Origin of the sequence: Skermanella rosea (genome assembly GCF_016806835.2) — a bacterium.
GTDB lineage: Bacteria > Pseudomonadota > Alphaproteobacteria > Azospirillales > Azospirillaceae > Skermanella > Skermanella rosea.
In genome coordinates this window covers 3,546,473-3,564,554 of record NZ_CP086111.1, presented here as the reverse complement: position 1 = coordinate 3,564,554, position 18,082 = coordinate 3,546,473, and the positions used below count along the sequence as shown (strand labels likewise).

Below are 18,082 nucleotides of genomic sequence, written 5' to 3'. Positions count from 1 at the left end.
AACTGCCCATGAGAATCGGAATCGTCGGCGCCGGCATGATGGGCGCGGAGATCGCCCTGAGCTTCGCCCTCGCCGGGAACGAGGTGCGGCTGCACGACAGCGACGCGGCTTCGGTCGAGCGCGCGATGGCACGGCTCGGCGAGGTGCTGGACAAGGGCGCCGCGCGCGGCTTCTACAAGGCGGAGGACAAGCAGGCGACGCTCGACCGCCTGCTGCCGACCCCGGACCTCGCCGCTTATGCCGACCGCGAGTTCGTGATCGAGGCGGTGTTCGAGGAGGTTTCGGTCAAATCCGAGGTCTTCCGCCGGCTGGACGCGATCTGCGTGCCGGACTGCCTGCTCGCCAGCAACACCTCGACAATCCCGATCTCCACGCTGGCGGCGGCGCTGTCGGCGGAGCGCCGGGGCCGTTTCCTCGGCACCCATTTCTTCTCGCCGGTCAGCCGCATGAAGCTTGTCGAGGTGATCCCCGGCTTCGAGACGGCGCCGGACGTGGTGGATCGGGTGATGGAGATCTGCCGGGCCGCCGCGAAGGAACCGATCAGGGTGAAGGACGTCGCCGGGTTCGCGGTCAACCGGGTGCTGCACGCCTTCCTGATCGAGGCGGTCCGCCTCGCCGAGGAGGAAGTCGCGACGCCGGAGGACATCGACAAGGCGTGCCGCCTGGGCCTCGGCCATCCCGTCGGCCCGTTCGAGCTGATGGACCTGGTGACCAATGGGCTGACCCTCCAGGTGCAGGAGATCCTGCACGACGCCTACGGCCCGCGCTTCCTGCCGCGCCCCCTCCTGAAGCAGCGGGTGGCGGCCGGCCACCAGGGGCGGCGCACAGGCCGTGGCTGGAAGGCTTACGGCCGCTAGGCTGCGGCGGGTTCGGGCCTCGGTTGGGGATGCGCTACAGCGGCGCTGGCACCGCGCCGCGTTGGCCCAGCGTGACGCTCCGCATGGCAGCCTCCGCCCTCGGCAGATGGGGCTCGCAATCCGCCGCCTCCCCCGTGAAGACCATGAAGTGCGCGTCCCGCGAGTCGCTCGCCATGAACACGGCGACGACGCGCTCGTCCGCCCCGGAGTCCACCACGGCGGAGGCATAGCGGCCGACCGACCCGTCGCCCGTCCGCATCTGCGTGGGCGGCTGCTCGCGCAGAACCCGCAACGGGCCTTTCACCGAATTCCAGGTCTGCTGGAAGAACGGGACCGGGCGGTCGCCGCCCATCGCGCGCGGCGCCAGGACGGACAGGCTGCACGTCTCCGTCCGGTAGACCACGTTGGCTCCTTCCTGGGACCGGCTCCAGCCGCTGGGCGGATCGAGCGTCAGGCCGTTGGCCTGCTCCGAGGCGATGGCCGCCCCGTGGGAAGGATGCGGGATCAGGATCAGCGCCGCCAACGTGGCGGCGGCGACCCGCATCGGGGCGTCCTTCGTGGCAATCCGGGATGTCATCGATCGTCGCTCCGCGTGCCGTGATCACCGTACATGGATGGTACACGTTCCATGCCCATCCCGGATAGTCCGCGACAAGCCAGGGTGGAACCGTGCGATCCCACGCAATGGTCTGCCATCCGCGCTGTTGTCCAAGGCATCGCAACAGGCCAGGGACAAGGCAATGAACGACCGTGAAGCCCGCGAACAGCGTGAAAAGCCGGTGGGCGAGCGTCCGCAGGACATCCGCAGCCGGACCGACGTGATCATGGAGCGCGATGCCCGCCACCTTGCCGACGAGCAGGGCGAATCGGCTTCGGTCGGAGGGCTCAACCCCGAACCCGACCAGGCCATGCGGACGGGCAAGGAGCGCCGGATGGAGAAGGGCGCCTCGCCGACGCTGGATGCGGACGGCAAGCCCTACGGCCATGACGAGGACCCGGATTCGACCGGCACCAAGGGAGGCACCCTGGGCGGCATCGGCGGCCTTCCCTGACACCGGACGCGGTCATCAACGGCAAACCAGAAGGAAAATGAGACATGGATCGATCGATGACGGCTCCTGCGAACTGGGGCCGCTACGCCTTGCTGGCCGGCGGCGGACTGCTGGCCGTACAGGGGCTGCGCCGCGGCGGCTGGGCGGGAGCGGCATTGACGGCGGCCGGGGCGGGGCTGCTCGCCAGCGGCGTCGCCAACGACGCGGTGAGGGAGCGCCTCCATCTGCCGGACCTGCGCGACATGCCGGCCATCCACCCGAAACCGGTCACCATCCGTCATTCGGTCACGATCGCCAAGCCGCGCGAGGAACTGTACCGGTTCTGGCGCGACTTCACGAACCTGTCGCGGATCATGACGGAAATCGACCGGATCGACGTGCGCGACCCGCGCCACTCCCACTGGGTGGTCAACGGGCCGGGCGGAGCCAAGGTCACCTTCGACGCGGAGGTCGATGACGACCGTGAGAACGAGCGCATTGCCTGGCGCAGCGTCGGCGACGCGCAGGTGCATAACTCGGGCTGGGTGGCTTTCGCCGACGCGCCGGGCGGCCGCGGCACCGAGGTGCGCCTCGAACTCACCTACGAGCCGCCGATGGGCCGGCTGGGCCGGGGGATCGCCATGCTGTCCGGACAGGAGCCCCAGCTTCATGCGCATCGGGCGTTGCGCCGGCTCAAGCAGTTGATGGAAGCGGGCGAGATCACCACCACCGAAGGCCAGCCGTCCGGCCGAAGCCGTTGATCCGCTCCCGCGGCTGGGCCCTTCCGTCAGCCATGTTCCATGCGATGCGTTGGGCCCGCGGGCCCAACGCTCGGAGAAGATCCTTCCGGGTTCCCTAGATATCCGGCCCGATAAAACCCGGCGGACGCGGCTCCTGGACCACGCCATCGGCAAGCCATGTCAGGCAGGCGTCGATGGTCGCCAGCAGGGTGCGCTCCGTGAAGGGCTTGCGCACCAGCCCGACCACTCCCACACCCCGCGCGATCTCCATGGTGACGTGACCGGTGACCAGCAGCGTCGGCACCTGCCACCGGTCCATGATCAGGCGGGCCGCTTCCAGCCCGTCGGTGCCGCCCAATTCGACGTCGAGCAGTGCCAGGTCGGGTCTGTGCTCCGCCACCAGGGTCAGCGCCTCGTCTGCATTGGAGGCGATGCCGCAGACTTCATGGCCGGCGCCGGTCACGATCGTCTCCATGTCGAGCGCGACCAGCAACTGATCCTCGGCTATGATGAGACGAACTCCACCCAACGTAATTCCCCTTTGCACTTTCGGCTGTTTGGCCAACTCCTTACCAACAACAAGTAACGAAAGGGATCAGCCCTCTGTACTCCCGAAGATTCGCTGCTTCCTGATGTAGGCGAGCGTTCCGGACAGGGTGGTTTCAAGCCGATCCGCGGCTATGGTGCCCTCGGCGTCGGGCGGAGGGAACGTGCCCTGGCCGCTCCACAGCCCGACCACGATGGGGACCGAGGTACCCAACCTGCCGCGCAGGCGGCGCACCACCCGCCGGGCATGCTGGACCGACCCGGGGTTGAGGTATGACAGGCAGATGAGGCGGACATCCGTGGTGTCGAGCTTGTTGAGGTTGCGGAGCGACACGGCTTCGCAGGGCAAGGCCTCTGCCTTGAGCCCGTCCCGTTCCAGCAGATGGGCCGCCAGGGCCGCCGCCGCCCGGTCCAGCTCGTTGCGGCCGGCGATGCACAGGACGCGCGCAGGCACCGGCGGAGGCCTGTCGGCGTCACCGTCGGGGGAAGGGGGCTCTTCGTAATCGTCCAGGCTTTCGACCACGGTGTCGATGCCTTCGGCGATCGCCGCCTGGGTGGCGTTGTCGAAGGCGCCGCGCTGCCGGTCGGCCTCGGCGAGATGAAGCGCGGGCAGGACCAGCTCGTCGTACAAGGCTGCGAGCGGGCGTTCCCCGGCGGCCTCCTCCGCCAGCTCCGCCGCTTCCGCCGGGTCGCGGGCGAGCAGTCGCTGGTAGAACCTGGCCTCGACCGGAAGGACGGGATCGTTGCCGAACATCACGTGGAGGAATTGCAGCTGCGGCACGTGGCGGCCGATGACGACGAGGCAGACCGTCAGCGGAGTCGCGAGCAGCACTCCGACCGGCCCCCACAGGGTGATCCAGACCACGGCCGCCGCGATCACCGCCAGAGGCGACAGGCCGGTGCTGCTGCCGTAGAGCCAGGGTTCCAGGACGTTGTTGCTGAACAGCTCCAATCCCAGGAACAGGCCGATGGTCAGCAGCGGGTCGGTCCAGCCGGGCGACACCGCGAACGACAGCACGATGGGGAAGAAGGCCGATACGACCGGGCCGACATAGGGGATGAAGCGCAGCACCGTCGCCAGCACGCCCCACAGGATCGGGTTCGGCACCCCGATGAAATAGAGGCCGATCGCGACCGGGATTCCGTAGGTGACGTTGATGATCAGCTGCATCAGCAGGTAACGGCTCACCCTGGCCCCGGCCTCGTCCATCGCCTCCGTCGTCCGGTGCAGGTCGTTCGCCCCGACCAGACGGATCAGCCTGTCCCTCAGGTCCTCCCGCTGAAGCAGCATGAAGATCACGAAGACCAGGACGATGCCGGCCGTGCCGATCGGGGCCACCAGCGGCCCCAGGAAGGTCTGGATCTCGTTCCAGGGCGATGGCCGCGGCTCGTGGATCTCCACCGGGATCGGGCGCAGCACGTCGAGCCGCCCGCTTTCCGCGGCCTGCCGGGCCACCGCTTCCGGACTGGGCGTGGTCGCCTGCTCCAGCTCCCTGCTGAGGTCGCGCAGCATTTCCGAGGCCTGGTCGATCACGCCGCCCCCGCCGCCCTCGGTGGCGCCGCGCACGCTCTGGATCTTGGCCCGGATGTTCTGCTCGTAATTCGGCAGGTTGCGCGCCAGATCCACCAGTTGGCTCGCGACCAGGGTGCCGAAGCCCACTATGGCCATGAACATCAGCAGGACCACCAGGATCACCGAGGGAACCCGGCCCAATCCCCAGCGACGCAGGCGGATCACGATGGGTGCCAGCGCGAAGCTGAGCAGGACCGCCAGCGCGACCGGCATCAGGATGTCCCTGCCGAAATAGAGCGCCGCGACGACGGTCACGATGATGCCGAGCGTCGTACCGGGCGATACCGCCGGGGCCGCCGGCTGGACGCGGACCGGTCGGGCAGCGGCCTGGGAGTGGGAAGCGGGGGATTGCGGGGAAAGGGCCCGGGAACTCGGTGTCGTGACTGACATTTTGATGGGCGGCCGCAAGTTGGGAATAGAACCTCCTGTGAACATGCACCCCGATCACTTGTTGCGCTCCTCCTCGCGAAGGGGGACGAAACCGCTCCTCCAAGTGTTGACATGACATGACAGGTCGAAGGAGGTTCGAATGCGTGGACTGGGTATGCTCTTGACGGCGTCGGTCATCCTGACCGGCGCGACTTCGGCCGCTTTTGCCCAGCAGGGCCAGGCACGGGATTGCCTCGCCGAGGTCGACAGGCTGGCTGGTTCGCTAGGGCTGAGCGGAAGCGCTCCCCAGGCCGGAAGCGGGGGGAGCGCTGCGAGCGAGAGCCTTGCCCAGTCCGGCGGCGTCATCCAGCCGCCCGACGTCGGCACCGGCCGCGTGGTCGAGCCGCCGAATCCGAGCGCCGACGGAATGAACACGGCACCCGCGATCCCGCAGCAGGACGGCGCTCCCGAGGGGGCGGTCCCGGACGCGCCGTCGGCACAGCCGGGAATCGGCGCGGCGGAGCGGGCGCAGCTGGAAACCCTGCTGCTCGGCGCGCGCAATGCCGGCCGCCAGGGCGACATGGCCCAATGCACGGAACGCCTTGAAGAAGCGCAGGAACTGGCCCGGGAAAGTGGTGTAGGCTCGCCCATGTAGCCTCTTCGCGTCGAACCATGATCCGCAATTCCCGAGGAGCCGAAGGATGGGCTTGATGCGCAGGCAGGTCGTTCTATCCATTGTCGCCGGCGCGGTCGGCACCATCGCCGCCGCGTTGCCGGCATCGGCCCTGCAGTTGAACGACCGGTTTCCGCCGGAGATCGCCACCGGCTTCCGGCAGAAACCCCTGGTCGCCGCCGGGAGCGAGATGGTCGTGGCGGCCAATCCGGAGGCGTCGCGCGCCGGCTTGGCGGTGCTCGAGCGGGGCGGAAACGCCATCGACGCCGCGATCGCGGTTCAACTGGTCCTCGGACTGACGGAGCCGCAGTCCTCCGGGCTCGGCGGAGGCGCCTTCCTGGTCTACCAGGACGCGGCGGCCGGCCGCCTGATCACCCTGGACGCGCGGGAAACCGCGCCGGGTGCCGCGACGCCGGCACGGTTCGAGGGAATGTCCCTGGCTGATGCGATCGAGAGCGGTCTTTCGACCGGCGTCCCGGGAACGCCGAAGCTGATCGAGGAAATGCACCGCCGGTTCGGCACGCTGCCGATGGCCGACCTGGCGGAGCGCGCGATCGAACTCGCGCGCGGCGGATTCGAGATATCGCCGCGACTGGCCGACTCGATCAAGGCGTCGGCACGCATTCCCAACGATCCCGTCGCCAAGGCTTACTTCTTCAATCCGGACGGCACGCCGAAGCAGGCCGGAACCCTGCTGCTGAACGAGGAATATGCCCGGTCGGTCGAGGCCCTGGTGCGGCACGGCAATGCCGACGCCTTCTACACCGGCCCGATCCGGGACGACATCATCTCGGCGGTCCGTCGGGAGCCCCGCGCTGGGGATCTGGCACCCAGCGACTTCACGTCGTATCAGGTCAAGGAACGCGCTCCCGTCTGCGGAACCTACCGTGCGTACAAGGTCTGCGGCATGGGACCGCCCTCGTCGGGCGGCATCGCGGTGGCCCAGATCCTGGCGATGCTGGAGCCTTTCGACATGGCGGCCGCCGGGACCAACACCGTGCGGTCGGTTCAGCTCTATACCCAGGCGAACCGGCTGGCGTTCGCCGACCGCAACAGGTACGTCGCCGACGCCGATTTCGTGGATGTGCCGGTGCGCGGGCTGCTGGACCGGCAGTATCTCGAGACGCGCGCCGGCCTGATCGGCACGGAGCGCGACATGGGACCGGCGGAACCCGGTGATCCGCCGTTCAGGACGGGCCGGCTCCTCGACGGCGTCCATCGCGACGTCCCGGCGACAAGCCATATCTCGATCGTCGACCGGTTCGGCAACGCCGTGTCGATGACGACCACCATCGAGAGCGCGTTCGGCTCCGGCCGTATGGTGCGCGGCTTCATGCTCAACAACGAGTTGACGGACTTTTCCTTCGCGGCCGGCACGCCCGAGCAGCCCGTCGCCAATCGCGTGGAACCGGGCAAGCGCCCGCGCAGTTCCATGGCGCCGACGATCGTGTTCGACCAGGACGGCAAGGTGCGGTACGTGCTCGGCTCGCCGGGCGGATCCTCCATCATCTCCTACGTCGCGCAGAGCGTCGTGGCGCTGGTCGACTGGCGACTGGACCCGCAGCAGGTGGCGGCGCTGCCGCATTTCCAGAACAACAACGGGAAGGCACCGGCGACCCTGCTGGAAGCCGGCACTTCGATCACCGACCTCGCGGCGGAACTGGAGCGCATGGGGCATGGCGTGTCGGTCACCGACCTGACCAGCGGCCTCAGCATCATCGCGGTGGAAGAGGGCAGGCTGCTGGGAGGCGCCGACATCCGGCGGGAGAACCTGGCGGTCGGCCGATGACCCGGAGCGGCCTTCGGCCGCCGCCCAAGCGATCGTTCAGGAAAAGGCCTTGAACGTGATCAGGGTGAAGGTGTCCTTCACCCCCGGCAGGGTCTGCACCTGCTCGGTGACGAAACGGCCGATGTCGGTTTCGTCGTCCAGGTAGCACTTCATCAGCAGGTCGTACTGGCCGGAGGTCGAGTGGACCTCCGACACCTGCTCCACGTCCTGCACCGCGCGGTCCGCGACCTCGTAGGCCTGCCCGAGGTCGCATTTGACCATGATGAAGATGGTCTGCATGGCTGGGACCGTCCTCACGCTTCCGGAGTGGCGACCGGCCGGGCGCGGCGCAGCAGGAAGGCCGGGATGTGGTCGCCGAAACCGATCACGACCTCGTCGTCATCGTCCTCCTCGCGGCGGCGGCGACGGTCGTCGCGGTCACGGCGCGGCGGGTCGGAGCGCATCGACTCGGCCCGCTGCTCGCGGTCGGGACGGGTTTCGCGCTCGGGCCGGGGCTCCGGCCGCGGACGGGATTCCGACTTCGGCGGACGGGCTGCCTTGGTCTCCTCCTCCTTCCGGGGCTCGTCCTTCCGGGCTTCTTCCTTCCGGGCCTCGTCCTTGCGCGCGGGGCGCCGGCGGCGCCGGTCGGAGATCTCCTCGAACTCGGCCAGTTCCACGCCGTCGATCGAGATCAGCGGGATCTCCCGCTTGATCAGCTTGGAGATCGCGGCGACCTGCTTGCCCTCTTCCGGATTGGCGATCGTGAAGGCGCGGCCCTGGCGGCCCGCCCGGCCGGTGCGGCCGATCCGGTGGACGTAATCCTCCGCATGGAGCGGGGTGTCGAAGTTGAAGACGTGGCTGAGACCGGCGATATCGATGCCGCGCGCCGCCACGTCGCTGCACACCAGCAGCGTGATCTCGCCCTTCTTGAAGGATTCCAGCGTCTCGGTCCGCTTGCTCTGCGGCATGTCTCCGTGGAGCGCCCCGGCGTTGAAGCCGTGCTTCTCCAGGCTCTTGTGCAGGATCGCCACGTCGCGTTTGCGATTGCAGAAGATCAGCGCGTTCTTGACGTCCTCGGTGCTGAGCAGGTGGCGCAGCGCCCGCCGCTTGTCCTCGGGCTGGACGATGGTCAGCGCGTGGGTGACCGTCTCCGCCATGGAGGCGGGCGGCGAGACCGACACTTCGCGCGGGTTCATCAGGAAGTTGTCGGCCAGCCGCTTGATCTCCGGCGGCATGGTCGCCGAGAAGAACAGGGTCTGCCGCATCTTCGGAAGCAGCGCCACGATCCGCTCGATATCGGGGATGAACCCCATGTCGAGCATCCGGTCGGCTTCGTCGATCACGAAGATCTTGATGTCGCTCAGCAGGATGTTGCCGCGCTCGAACAGGTCGATCATGCGGCCCGGCGTCGCGATCAGGACGTCGACGCCACGGTCCAGCTTCTTGATCTGGTCGCCGAACGACTCGCCGCCGATCAGCAGCGCCATGTTCAACTTGTGGTGCTTGCCGTACGTCTCGAAATTCTCGGCGACCTGTGCCGCGAGCTCGCGGGTCGGCTCCAGGATCAGCGAGCGCGGCATGCGCGCTTTGGCCCGGCCGTTGGCCAGGATCTCGATCATGGGGAGGGTGAAACTTGCCGTTTTGCCGGTGCCCGTCTGGGCACACCCCAGCACGTCCCGTCCCTGAAGGACCCAGGGGATCGCCTGTTCCTGGATCGGAGTCGGTTGGGTATAGCCCGCATCCTCGACGGCGCGCAGGACTTCGGGCCCGAGCCCAATTTCCGAAAAATTCATTAAGCCAGTGTCGGTTGGAGAAAGCAGCGTAAGCCTATCGGCTTGCAGCACAGATTGGAACGGCAGTATGGAAAGTCAAACCATCATGTCAACATTCCGTATTGTCGCACCGATTTTTCTCAGCGGTGCGCGGCACGGTGCGATAGGCTTGGCTTCGCAATACCGCGGACGATAGTGTCACCCAGGGGTTTCCGCAAGAAGGATCTGCGCCATGCTGCTCGACTCCGACCGGTCGATCCTGCTCGTGGTCGATGTGCAGGAGCGCCTCGCGACGGCGATCCACGAGGTCGAGGCGGTGGTCGGCTCGATCCGGAAGCTGCTTCTCGCCGCGTCCGAACTGGGTGTCCCGGTGCTGGCGACGGAGCAATATTCCAAGGGTCTGGGCCACACCATAGCGCCGGTCGCCGAACTGATGCCGGCGGGCGCCGTGATCGAGAAGATCAATTTCGGCGCGGCGCGGGAACCCGGATTCATGGAGCGCGTCCGCCGGCTCGACCGAAGCCAGATCGTCGTCGCGGGAACCGAGACCCATGTCTGCGTGCTCCAGACCACGCTGGGGCTGGCCGAAGCCGGCTTCGACTGCTTCCTGGTGGCCGACGCCGTCGGCTCCAGGGTACCGCTCAACCGCGACCTCGCCCTGGAACGGATGCGCGGGCGGGGCGTCCAGATCGTGACGTCCGAGATGGTCATGTTCGAATGGCTGGGGCGCGCCGACACGCCCGCTTTCAAGAAGGTTCTTCCGCTGATCCGATGACCAGACTTCCCCTGATCCTGCTTCCGGGCCTGCTGTGCGACGGCGCGCTGTGGGCGCACCAGTCGCGCTACCTGGGCGAGGTCGCCGACATCGGCGTCGCCGACCTGACCCACCATGACAGCGTCGCGGCGATGGCCGACGCGGTGCTGGAATCGGCACCGCCGCGGTTCGCCGTCGCGGGCCTGTCCATGGGCGGATACGTGGCATTGGAGATCGCGCGGCGGGCGCCGGACCGCGTGATCAAGCTGGCGCTGCTGGACACCAACGCGCGGGCCGATACCGACGAGCAGCGCCGGCGGCGGCGCGGCCTGATGGCCCTGGCCAACCAGGGTGAGTTCCGCGGCGTGACGCCCCGCTTGCTGCCGATGCTGATCCATCCGTCCCGGACGGAGGAGGAGGCCCTGACCGGCATCGTCATGGGAATGGCGGAGCGTGTCGGCAAGGATGCCTTCCTGCGCCAGCAGACCGCCATCATGGGCCGCCCCGACAGCCGAGGCGACCTGCCCGGGATCGCCAGCCCCACCCTGGTGCTGTGCGGCCGCCAGGACGCGCTGAGCACCCTGGAGATGCATGTCGAGATGGCGGACTTGATCCCCCGTGCCCGCCTCGCCGTGATCGAGGAGTGCGGCCATCTCGCCACCCTGGAGCGGCCCTTCGCCGCGACCGCGCTGATGCGGGACTGGCTCGTCTATTCCTGAGCCGGGACTGTAATTCGGGTCAGCAGCCGGCGAGCCGGCAGTCGTCGTTGCCCCGATTCGGGTCGCGGATCGGGAACAGGGAGAAGGTGGCGTCCGATATCAGGCTGCGGAACGCCGGGTCCTGCGGGGAGGACAAGGCCGGCGCCCAGCCGTTGGTCGACGTCAGGGTCCCGCCCCGGCAGAACGCCGCCTGGAGGCGGATCGGCTGGCCGGGACGGTCGTCCGTCGCGATCGGACGGCCGCCGCAGATCTGCGGATTGGGCACGTTCTCCGCCGGGTTGAACACCATCACCACCTTGTACCGCGGGTCGGCGCTGTCGCCGGGCGTGGTCGTGAAATGGGTCGCCGGGCCGAAATGCTGGTTCTGCATCAGGTCCGTCACCGAGGTGCCGAAGGCGGCCTGGTCCATGCCGAACGGATTTCCCACGACTTCCGTCATCAAGTCGCGTCCACCGGCCGCGGCACTGAACTCCAGCGGGGAATAGGCCGTGCTCGGGGTGTCGGACACCACCCGGCTGCCGCCGCATCCGGCCAGCAGGAGCAGCGCCGCCATGATACCGCAGGATGCCAATCCGGAACGCGCCATGTCGGAACCTCTGGTCGGACAACTTCCCCCGATGATATGAACCCTTTCAGCCGGTCCGCCAATCCGGACGTCGCCAGCGCATTGGTGGAATGCCGACCGTATGCCTGTCCGCTCGCTGCTGCCATCGCTCGTCCTGATCCTGCTGCTCGCCGGCTGCGGACCCGATCCGGGCGAGGTCGAGACCTGCCGCCGGGCGATCGGCGCCTTCGAGCCCGACATGGGCCGGATCTCCGGCGACCCGCCGAAGTCCGACCCGTCCGATCCCGACGGCGTGATCGTCGGCTACAGGACGGCCGCCGGCGAGGCGCGCTGGATCGCCTGCCGCTTCTCCCCGCGGCGGGTAGAGAACGCCCCGTTGGAACTGACCCGCGTCGCCACCAGCCACGCCGGTGAAGTGACCGGCCTGCGACTCTTCTTCCTGAAGCGCTGGCTTGCGCTGGAGAGATCCGCGCCCATGGTTCGGGCGCCGTCCGCCGATCCCTCGGCGGACGCGGTCGAACCCGGGAGGCTGGCCTGGCTCTACGCGCTTCAGCAGACGGTCAACGGCGCCGTGCTCGGCTGCATCTACGCCCTGCTGGCGGTCGGGTTCTCCCTGGTCTACGGCATCATCGGACGGATCAACTTCGCGTTCGGCGAGCTCATGATGCTCGGCGCCTATCAGAGCGTCATCGCCGCCGTCGTCTTCATGGGCCTGGGCGGGGCGGGGTGGGGCGCCCTGCCGCTGGTGCTGCTGGCGGCGCTGGCGCTCACGGCGGGGCAGGGCTGGTCGATCGAGCGGCTGGTGTTCCGGCCGCTGCGCCGGACGCCGACCCAGATCCCGCTGATCGCCGCCATCGGGACCTCCATCGCGCTCCAGGAGGCGGTGCGCCTGCTCCAGGGCGGGCGCGACCGCTGGCTGGCGCCGGTGCTGACCGGCAGGATCACCCTGGCTGGTACGGACGGGTTTCCCGTCACGGTCTCGGTCGGGCAGGTGCTCGTCGTGATGCTGACCGTCGCGTGCTCCGGCAGCCTCTGGTGGCTGCTCCGGCGCACGAGGTTCGGGCGCGACAACCGGGCCTGCAGCGACGACATGGCGATGGCGGAACTTCTGGGGGTTGATACGGACCGGACGGTCGGCGCCACCTTCGCCCTGGGCGCCGCCTGCGCCGGTGCCGCGGGTTTCGTCGTGGCGCTGCAGTACGGCGGGGTCAACGCATACATGGGGACGCTGCTCGGTTTCAAGGCGCTGGCCGCGGCGATCGTGGGCGGCATCGGATCCGTTCCGGGGGCCTTCCTGGGCGGGCTGCTGATCGCGGCGCTGGAAACCGGATGGGCCGCCTGGTTCCCCATGGCCTACAAGGACGTCGCGGTCTTCGCCGTCCTGATCGCCGTGCTGGTGATGCGCCCGACCGGCCTGCTCGGCGTGGAACGGACCCGGGGTGACTGAAGCCCTCGCCGCGGTGCCTGCCGGCTGCGGCAGCATGGCACTTGACCGGCATCGGGCGAGCCCCCTATGTTCCGCCCCATGCACAGGGCATCCTTCATAGCGATCATCGCGCGAATTAGCGGCCCGGTCCTCCTCTGAGGGCCGGGGTACTCGACCGCTGACCCAGCCAGACGATATCGCATGAAGGATAGCCTTCGATGGCCATGCCCACCCTGTCGGCACCTGGTGCCGAAACCCGCCCCTACGATGCCGACACGACCGCCTGCTTTTCGGTGCAGGCCTCGGCCGATCCCGGCGTGATGCCGCGGGTGCTCGAGCTTTTCGCCAAACGCGGACTGGTGCCGACCTCCTGGCACAGCCGGGTCGGCGGCGTCCGCGACGACGAGCTGATCATCGACCTGCAGATGCACGGCATGGTTCGGAGCGAGGCTGAATACGTCGCCGCCTGCCTCCGCCAGATTCCCGATGTGGACACGGTGCTGACGTCCGAGCGGTACCGCGCCGCCGCGGAATAGGGGCCACACCGGACAAAACAGCGTGACGAACGCCGTGGGCGGGGGTTTAATCCGCCCATGACCAGTTACCTGCATCATATCCGCGCCTGCAACACGCACGACCTGTCGGACTTCCGCCCCTTCCGGGTGGGAGGGGATCAGGTGGGGTGGGTGCGCCACGCCCTGGCGGACCATCTCACCCGCTTCGACGACGTTTTCGACGTCGGTCAGGACGGGATTTCCCTGCGCGAGACGCTCGGCACGTTCGATTCGCGGTCGGAGGCCATGGCCCGGGTCCTCGATGCCCTGGTCGCCGACGGCACGATCCAGCGCCTCCGCCGGGAAGCCTATCCCGTGGTGACGGCTTGGGGGGCCGAGCCGCTGCTGAAGATCGACCGGTCGGCGGTCGCCTTCTTCGGCATCCGTTCCTTCGGGCTCCACATCAACGGTTTCGTCCGGCGGCCCGATGGGCTTCATCTCTGGGTCGGCAAGCGTGCCACCGACCGCAGGATCGCCCCGGGCAAGCTGGACAACCTGGTGGCCGGCGGCCAGCCCTACGGGTTGTCGCTCGACGAAAACCTCGTGAAGGAGGCGGAGGAGGAGGCCGGCCTGTCTGCGGACGCCGCCCGTCGCGCCATGCCCGTCGGCGCGGTATCCTACCTGATGGAGAACGAGGCCGGCCTGAAACCCGACACCCTGTTCCTCTACGACCTCGAACTGGCCGAGGACTTCACGCCGAGGAACACCGACGGGGAGGTGGAGGAATTCATGCTGTGGCCGCTCGACCAGGTGGCCGCCCGAGTCCGCGACACCGACGACTTCAAGTTCAACGTGAACCTGGTGATCATCGACTTCCTGGTGCGCCACGGCTACCTGAAGCCCGAGCAACCCGACTACCTGGACCTCGTCATGGGTCTGCGGCGCCCCCTCTGGGGAAGTTCCCGCTTCACGGAAATCCCGCCATGGCCCTGACCTCCGCCGGCGTCCTGCCGGCGGCGCGGAGTGATCGGAGCGAGACCGCCTTGTCGCGCTTGGCGAGCCGTTCGCCGTGCTCGTTGGTCAGCAAACGGTGGTGGTGATACTCCGGCGCGGCGTAACCCAGCAGGGCCTGCAGCAGGCGGTGAAGGTGGGTGGCGAAGAACAGGTCTTCTCCGCGGGTCACCAGGGTCACGCCCTGCAGATGGTCGTCCACGGTGACGCTGAGATGGTAGCTGGTCGGCACGTCCTTCCGGGCCAGGATCGCGTCGCCCAGGATCCCGGGATCGGCCGGGACCATGCCGGCGGCGCGGTCATGCCAGGTGAGCGGCCCTGCCAGATCCGACGCGCGGGCGACGTCGATCCTGACGGCGAAGGGTATGCCCCGGGCGAGGCGGTCCGCCCGGTCCCCTGCCGTCAGGGTGCGGCAGGTGCCGGGATAAAGCGGGCCATCCGGTCCATGGGGGGCGTGCCCGGCGCGCGCGATCTCCTCCTCGATCTCCCGGCGCGTGCAGAAGCAGGGATAGGTCACGCCGAGCCTGTCCAGGCATTCCAGGGCCGCGCGGTAATCCTCCAGATGCTCCGACTGGCGGCGGACCGGCCGGGGCCAGTCCAGGCCGAGCCATTCCAGGTCCTCGATCAGGTCGCGCTCGAACTCCGGCCGGCACCGGGTCGGATCGATGTCCTCGATCCGCAGGAGGAAGCGTCCGCCATGATCGACTGCCGCGTGCCAGCCGAACAGGGCGGAATGGGCATGGCCCAGGTGGAGATGCCCGGTCGGGCTGGGGGCGAAACGTGTGACGATGCTCATGGCGCCCTCATCTGGCCCTGTGGCTCGTGCCTTGCCAAGCCCTTCCTGCCCAAGACGTCTGCGTGGGAAGCGCCGCCGTTCAAATTCCGTTGGTAGTTCGTAGGGAGATTGACAGGACGAATGGGGTTGGTCAAAACAGCACCCATGAGCGACCTTGCCAAACTCTCGGGACCCGGCGTCCCGCCCGCGTCCGGTGGACCCGCCCGCCAGCTCGTGATCCTGCTGCACGGAGTCGGCGCCGATGGCGACGACCTGATTTCGCTGGCGGACTATTGGGGCGCCCTGCTTCCGGATGCCGAGTTCATCTCCCCCAACGCGCCCGACCGGTGCGACATGTCGCCCTACGGCTATCAATGGTTCAGCCTGCTGGACCGTTCGATGTCCGCCATGACGGCGGGGGTCAAGCGGGTCGCTCCGGTGATCGATGCCTTCATCGACCAGGCCCTGGCGGAACGCAACCTCACGGCGGACAAGCTGGCGCTCGTCGGGTTCTCGCAAGGCACCATGACATCCCTTTACGTGGCGCTGCGCCGGTCCGACTCGGTTGCCGCCGTCCTGGGCTATTCCGGCGCGCTGCTCGCTCCCGAGCTGCTGGCGGGGGAGATAAAGTCCCGTCCGCCGGTCCTCCTGGTCCATGGCGATGCCGATCAGGTGGTGCCGCCGCAGGCACTGCCGGCCGCGCAGGCTGTCCTGCAAGCCGCCGGCGTGCCCGTGGAAGTCGAGGTCCGGCCCGGCCTGGGGCACGGAATCGACCAGGACGGCCTGACCCGCGGCGGTTTCTTCCTGAAACGGGCGCTTCTGGGATGACCTACACGCCGTAAGCCCCGGCCCACCCACCCGCGTGGCCACCCGCGTGGATGGGCCGGTTGGTACGGCGCACCGTTACAGCATCATGAAGTTGGGAATGTCCGGCGGTCCAGCTTGTTGAGTTTGGGTCGAGGATGCTCTATGAGAGAAGCGCATCCAAGTCAGGCGCTTGGGCCTGACAGGCAAGGGAACCAGAGGAGGGCGTGGGCTTGGCACCACCACCCGATCACTGTCCGGCGCTGGTACTGAATGCGGATTTTCGTCCGCTGAGCTACTTTCCTTTGTCCCTGTGGTCCTGGCAGGAAGCGGTCAAGGCCGTCTTCCTCGACCGCGTGAACATCATCTCCGAATACGACCGAGTCGTCCGGTCCCCCAACTTCGAGATCAAGCTTCCCAGCGTGATCTCGTTGAAGGAGTACATCCCGGCGGCCCGCCGTCCCGCCTTCACCAGGTTCAACGTCTTCCTGCGCGACAGGTTCTCGTGCCAGTACTGCAACGAGCCGTTCCCGACGCAGGAATTGACGTTCGACCACGTGATCCCGCGGTCGAAAGGCGGGCGAACGACGTGGGAGAACGTCGTGACGTCCTGTTCGGCGTGCAATCTCAGGAAAGGGAACAGGCTACCCAATCAGTGCGGCATGGTACCGTTAATGCCGCCCTTCCAGCCGACGGCGCATCAGCTTCAGGAAAACGGACGATCCTTCCCGCCAAACTTCTTGCACGAAAGTTGGCGGGATTTTCTTTACTGGGATACCGAACTCGACCCGTTCTGACCGCATCGACCGCCTGGGATCGCGCCTGGGAGGTGCCGGGGAGCGTAGGTCGGCCTCGGCCGAAGGCCGACACCGACAGCGTGTCCGGAGCGTTGATGCAGGGTGTCGGCGTTGGCCCTGCAGGCCAAGGCCGACCTACTGCAATCCGCGTCACACGACTTATCGGGACCACCGTGCAGCCGTCGACCGACCGCCGGTCAAAATCAACAGGCAACGATCTCAGAAGCGCTGGGCCGCCCAGATCGCGGCGCGCGACCCCGCCTTGATCAGGCCGGTCAGCACCTGATAGGCCGGCGCCTGCTCGGCTTCGTGGGCCAGGCCGATGTCCCGGTGCTCCAACTCCTCGGCGCGGAACTTTTCGATATAGCCCTTCAGCTCCGGCTCGGAGTCGCCGAGTTGCTCGGCCTGCTGGGCATAGTGCTCGTCGATGACCTCCTCGACCGCGACCGTGCAGGCCATCGCGGCGCGCTGGCCCATCAGCGCCGTGGCGGCGCCCAGGGCGAAACCGGCGACGTGCCACAGCGGATGCAGCGCGGTGGGCCGTACGCGGCGTTCGACGATCAGCCGGCTGAAGGTATCCAGGTGTTCCTGTTCCTGCTCCTGCATGTGGCGGATGGTCTTGGCGGCGGGAGAGTTCCGCAGCACGGCCAGCTGTCCCTCGTAGATCCGCTTGGCGCCGTACTCGCCGGCATGGTTCACCCGGATCATGCGGGCAAGCTGCTCGCGGGTCTCGGGATCACCGGGCAGATAACGGGGGCGGGCCGCCTTCGGCGCTTCGGTCGCGGCCGTCTGGCCGGGAGACGCCGCGATCAGCGGGGTTTCGTCGGGGCCCGTCAGCTGCGGCCGTTCGTTGGTCAGGGTCATCGGTCTCTCCTCTTCCTCTCAGCGCGCCGCAGAAGCGGCGCTGCCGGCGGCGGCCAGGGCGATCGCCGCCAGCACGAGCGAGATCAGGATATTGTATCCCGCCATGGAAATGCCAAACAGCGACCAGGCGACCTCGTCACACCGGACGACGGGAGTCGCCATGATCTGCGCCCGGAGCGCCTCGACCGAATCGGCGGTCCCCGTCACGCCGCATCCCGGCGTTCCCGTCCACCAGTGCTGTTCGACGCCGACATGGAAGACCGCGATTCCGCCGCCGACCAGCAGGGCCACGCCGCACAGCGCGAGAAGCGCCGCCCGCGCCTTCGGCGCCCGCGCCAGCAGCAGCGCCGCTGCCGCCAGGATGATCACGGCGACATAGGGCCAGCGCTGCCAGATGCACAGCACGCAGGGTTGCAGCCCGACGACGTACTGGAAGAAGAAGGCGGCCAGCAAGGATCCTATGCCGGCTCCCAGCAGGAGGAGCGCGGGCAGGCGAGGGGCGGACAGGGCGTCTGACGTGTTCATGGTGTCCGATGGCGAATAC

General features: G+C 68.1%; 21 protein-coding genes. 12 read left to right on the top strand and 9 right to left on the bottom strand.

What is annotated here, in order from left to right; genetic code table 11:
* Positions 1–8: 8 nt before the first annotated feature.
* Complete coding sequence (locus JL101_RS16560) at positions 9–857, top strand: 3-hydroxyacyl-CoA dehydrogenase family protein (RefSeq protein ID WP_228434878.1); 849 nt, start codon at positions 9–11, stop codon at positions 855–857.
* 34 nt (positions 858–891) lie between these two features.
* Here the strand turns inward: JL101_RS16560 and JL101_RS16555 are convergent, their stop codons facing one another.
* Entirely contained in the window at positions 892–1,434 is a 543-nt protein-coding gene (locus tag JL101_RS16555) for a hypothetical protein (protein WP_203097414.1), read from the bottom strand.
* 163 nt (positions 1,435–1,597) lie between these two features.
* Between JL101_RS16555 and JL101_RS16550 the strand changes: the two genes are divergently transcribed.
* Both JL101_RS16550 and JL101_RS16545 read left to right on the top strand, forming a co-directional pair.
* Positions 1,598–1,909, top strand: a complete 312-nt coding sequence (locus JL101_RS16550; RefSeq protein ID WP_203097413.1) for a hypothetical protein — start codon at positions 1,598–1,600, stop codon at positions 1,907–1,909.
* A 44-nt stretch (positions 1,910–1,953) separates the two neighbouring features.
* Positions 1,954–2,649 carry an SRPBCC family protein gene (locus JL101_RS16545; protein WP_228434876.1) on the top strand — a complete coding sequence of 232 codons (696 nt, stop codon included), beginning with the start codon at positions 1,954–1,956 and terminating at the stop codon, positions 2,647–2,649.
* Positions 2,650–2,743: 94 nt separating this feature from the next.
* On the opposite strand, the gene JL101_RS16540 is transcribed toward JL101_RS16545, so the two are convergent.
* Together JL101_RS16540 and JL101_RS16535 are read right to left on the bottom strand one after the other, a co-directional pair.
* Positions 2,744–3,157 carry a response regulator gene (locus tag JL101_RS16540; RefSeq protein ID WP_203097411.1) on the bottom strand — a complete coding sequence of 138 codons (414 nt, stop codon included), beginning with the start codon at positions 3,155–3,157 and terminating at the stop codon, positions 2,744–2,746.
* Positions 3,158–3,223: 66 nt separating this feature from the next.
* Positions 3,224–5,137, bottom strand: coding sequence for an AI-2E family transporter (locus JL101_RS16535; protein ID WP_203097410.1), 1,914 nt, complete (start codon positions 5,135–5,137; stop codon positions 3,224–3,226).
* 139 nt (positions 5,138–5,276) lie between these two features.
* Between JL101_RS16535 and JL101_RS16530 the strand changes: the two genes are divergently transcribed.
* Positions 5,277–5,771, top strand: a complete 495-nt coding sequence (locus tag JL101_RS16530) for a hypothetical protein (RefSeq protein WP_203097409.1) — start codon at positions 5,277–5,279, stop codon at positions 5,769–5,771.
* 55 nt (positions 5,772–5,826) lie between these two features.
* Positions 5,827–7,578, top strand: coding sequence for a gamma-glutamyltransferase (gene ggt, locus JL101_RS16525; protein ID WP_228434874.1), 1,752 nt, complete (start codon positions 5,827–5,829; stop codon positions 7,576–7,578).
* Between the two features lie 36 nt (positions 7,579–7,614).
* On the opposite strand, the gene JL101_RS16520 is transcribed toward ggt, so the two are convergent.
* Both JL101_RS16520 and JL101_RS16515 read right to left on the bottom strand, forming a co-directional pair.
* Complete coding sequence (locus JL101_RS16520) at positions 7,615–7,857, bottom strand: Lrp/AsnC ligand binding domain-containing protein (protein WP_201079296.1); 243 nt, start codon at positions 7,855–7,857, stop codon at positions 7,615–7,617.
* A 14-nt stretch (positions 7,858–7,871) separates the two neighbouring features.
* Positions 7,872–9,350 (bottom strand): DEAD/DEAH box helicase, encoded by a 1,479-nt coding sequence (locus JL101_RS16515; RefSeq protein ID WP_203097408.1) that lies wholly within the window; start codon positions 9,348–9,350, stop codon positions 7,872–7,874.
* A 211-nt stretch (positions 9,351–9,561) separates the two neighbouring features.
* On the opposite strand from JL101_RS16515, the gene JL101_RS16510 reads away from it, so the two are divergent.
* Positions 9,562–10,104 (top strand): hydrolase, encoded by a 543-nt coding sequence (locus JL101_RS16510; RefSeq protein WP_203097407.1) that lies wholly within the window; start codon positions 9,562–9,564, stop codon positions 10,102–10,104.
* Positions 10,101–10,802 carry an alpha/beta fold hydrolase gene (locus tag JL101_RS16505; RefSeq protein WP_203097406.1) on the top strand — a complete coding sequence of 234 codons (702 nt, stop codon included), beginning with the start codon at positions 10,101–10,103 and terminating at the stop codon, positions 10,800–10,802. Before JL101_RS16510 ends, JL101_RS16505 begins: the two co-directional genes overlap by 4 nt.
* 19 nt (positions 10,803–10,821) lie before the next feature.
* Here JL101_RS16505 and JL101_RS16500 read toward each other — a convergent pair whose 3' ends face one another.
* The gene (locus JL101_RS16500; RefSeq protein ID WP_228434872.1) at positions 10,822–11,388 is read right to left on the bottom strand and encodes a hypothetical protein; all 567 of its coding nucleotides are present in this window, start codon (positions 11,386–11,388) and stop codon (positions 10,822–10,824) included.
* A 100-nt stretch (positions 11,389–11,488) separates the two neighbouring features.
* On the opposite strand from JL101_RS16500, the gene JL101_RS16495 reads away from it, so the two are divergent.
* The 3 genes from JL101_RS16495 to JL101_RS16485 all read left to right on the top strand — a co-directional run bounded on the left by JL101_RS16495 (position 11,489) and on the right by JL101_RS16485 (position 14,280).
* Positions 11,489–12,814, top strand: a complete 1,326-nt coding sequence (locus JL101_RS16495) for a branched-chain amino acid ABC transporter permease (protein ID WP_203097405.1) — start codon at positions 11,489–11,491, stop codon at positions 12,812–12,814.
* 197 nt (positions 12,815–13,011) lie between these two features.
* Entirely contained in the window at positions 13,012–13,329 is a 318-nt protein-coding gene (locus JL101_RS16490; protein WP_228434870.1) for a hypothetical protein, read from the top strand.
* Between the two features lie 57 nt (positions 13,330–13,386).
* The gene (locus JL101_RS16485; RefSeq protein WP_203097404.1) at positions 13,387–14,280 is read left to right on the top strand and encodes a DUF4743 domain-containing protein; all 894 of its coding nucleotides are present in this window, start codon (positions 13,387–13,389) and stop codon (positions 14,278–14,280) included.
* Here JL101_RS16485 and gluQRS read toward each other — a convergent pair.
* Entirely contained in the window at positions 14,255–15,094 is an 840-nt protein-coding gene (gene gluQRS / locus JL101_RS16480; RefSeq protein WP_203097403.1) for a tRNA glutamyl-Q(34) synthetase GluQRS, read from the bottom strand. The two genes, JL101_RS16485 and gluQRS, sit on opposite strands and share 26 nt — an antisense overlap.
* A gap of 144 nt (positions 15,095–15,238) precedes the next feature.
* Here gluQRS and JL101_RS16475 point away from each other — a divergent pair, with 144 nt between their 5' ends.
* Positions 15,239–15,901: an alpha/beta hydrolase gene (locus tag JL101_RS16475; protein WP_203097402.1), complete on the top strand. Its 663-nt coding sequence runs from the start codon at positions 15,239–15,241 to the stop codon at positions 15,899–15,901.
* 209 nt (positions 15,902–16,110) lie between these two features.
* A complete protein-coding gene (locus JL101_RS16470) occupies positions 16,111–16,674 on the top strand; it encodes an HNH endonuclease (protein WP_201079312.1) in 564 nt (187 codons plus the stop codon).
* A gap of 219 nt (positions 16,675–16,893) precedes the next feature.
* Here JL101_RS16470 and JL101_RS16465 read toward each other — a convergent pair whose 3' ends face one another.
* Together JL101_RS16465 and JL101_RS16460 are read right to left on the bottom strand one after the other, a co-directional pair.
* Positions 16,894–17,538: a demethoxyubiquinone hydroxylase family protein gene (locus tag JL101_RS16465; protein ID WP_203097401.1), complete on the bottom strand. Its 645-nt coding sequence runs from the start codon at positions 17,536–17,538 to the stop codon at positions 16,894–16,896.
* Between the two features lie 18 nt (positions 17,539–17,556).
* A complete protein-coding gene (locus tag JL101_RS16460; protein WP_203097400.1) occupies positions 17,557–18,063 on the bottom strand; it encodes a disulfide bond formation protein B in 507 nt (168 codons plus the stop codon).
* Positions 18,064–18,082 lie beyond the last annotated feature (19 nt).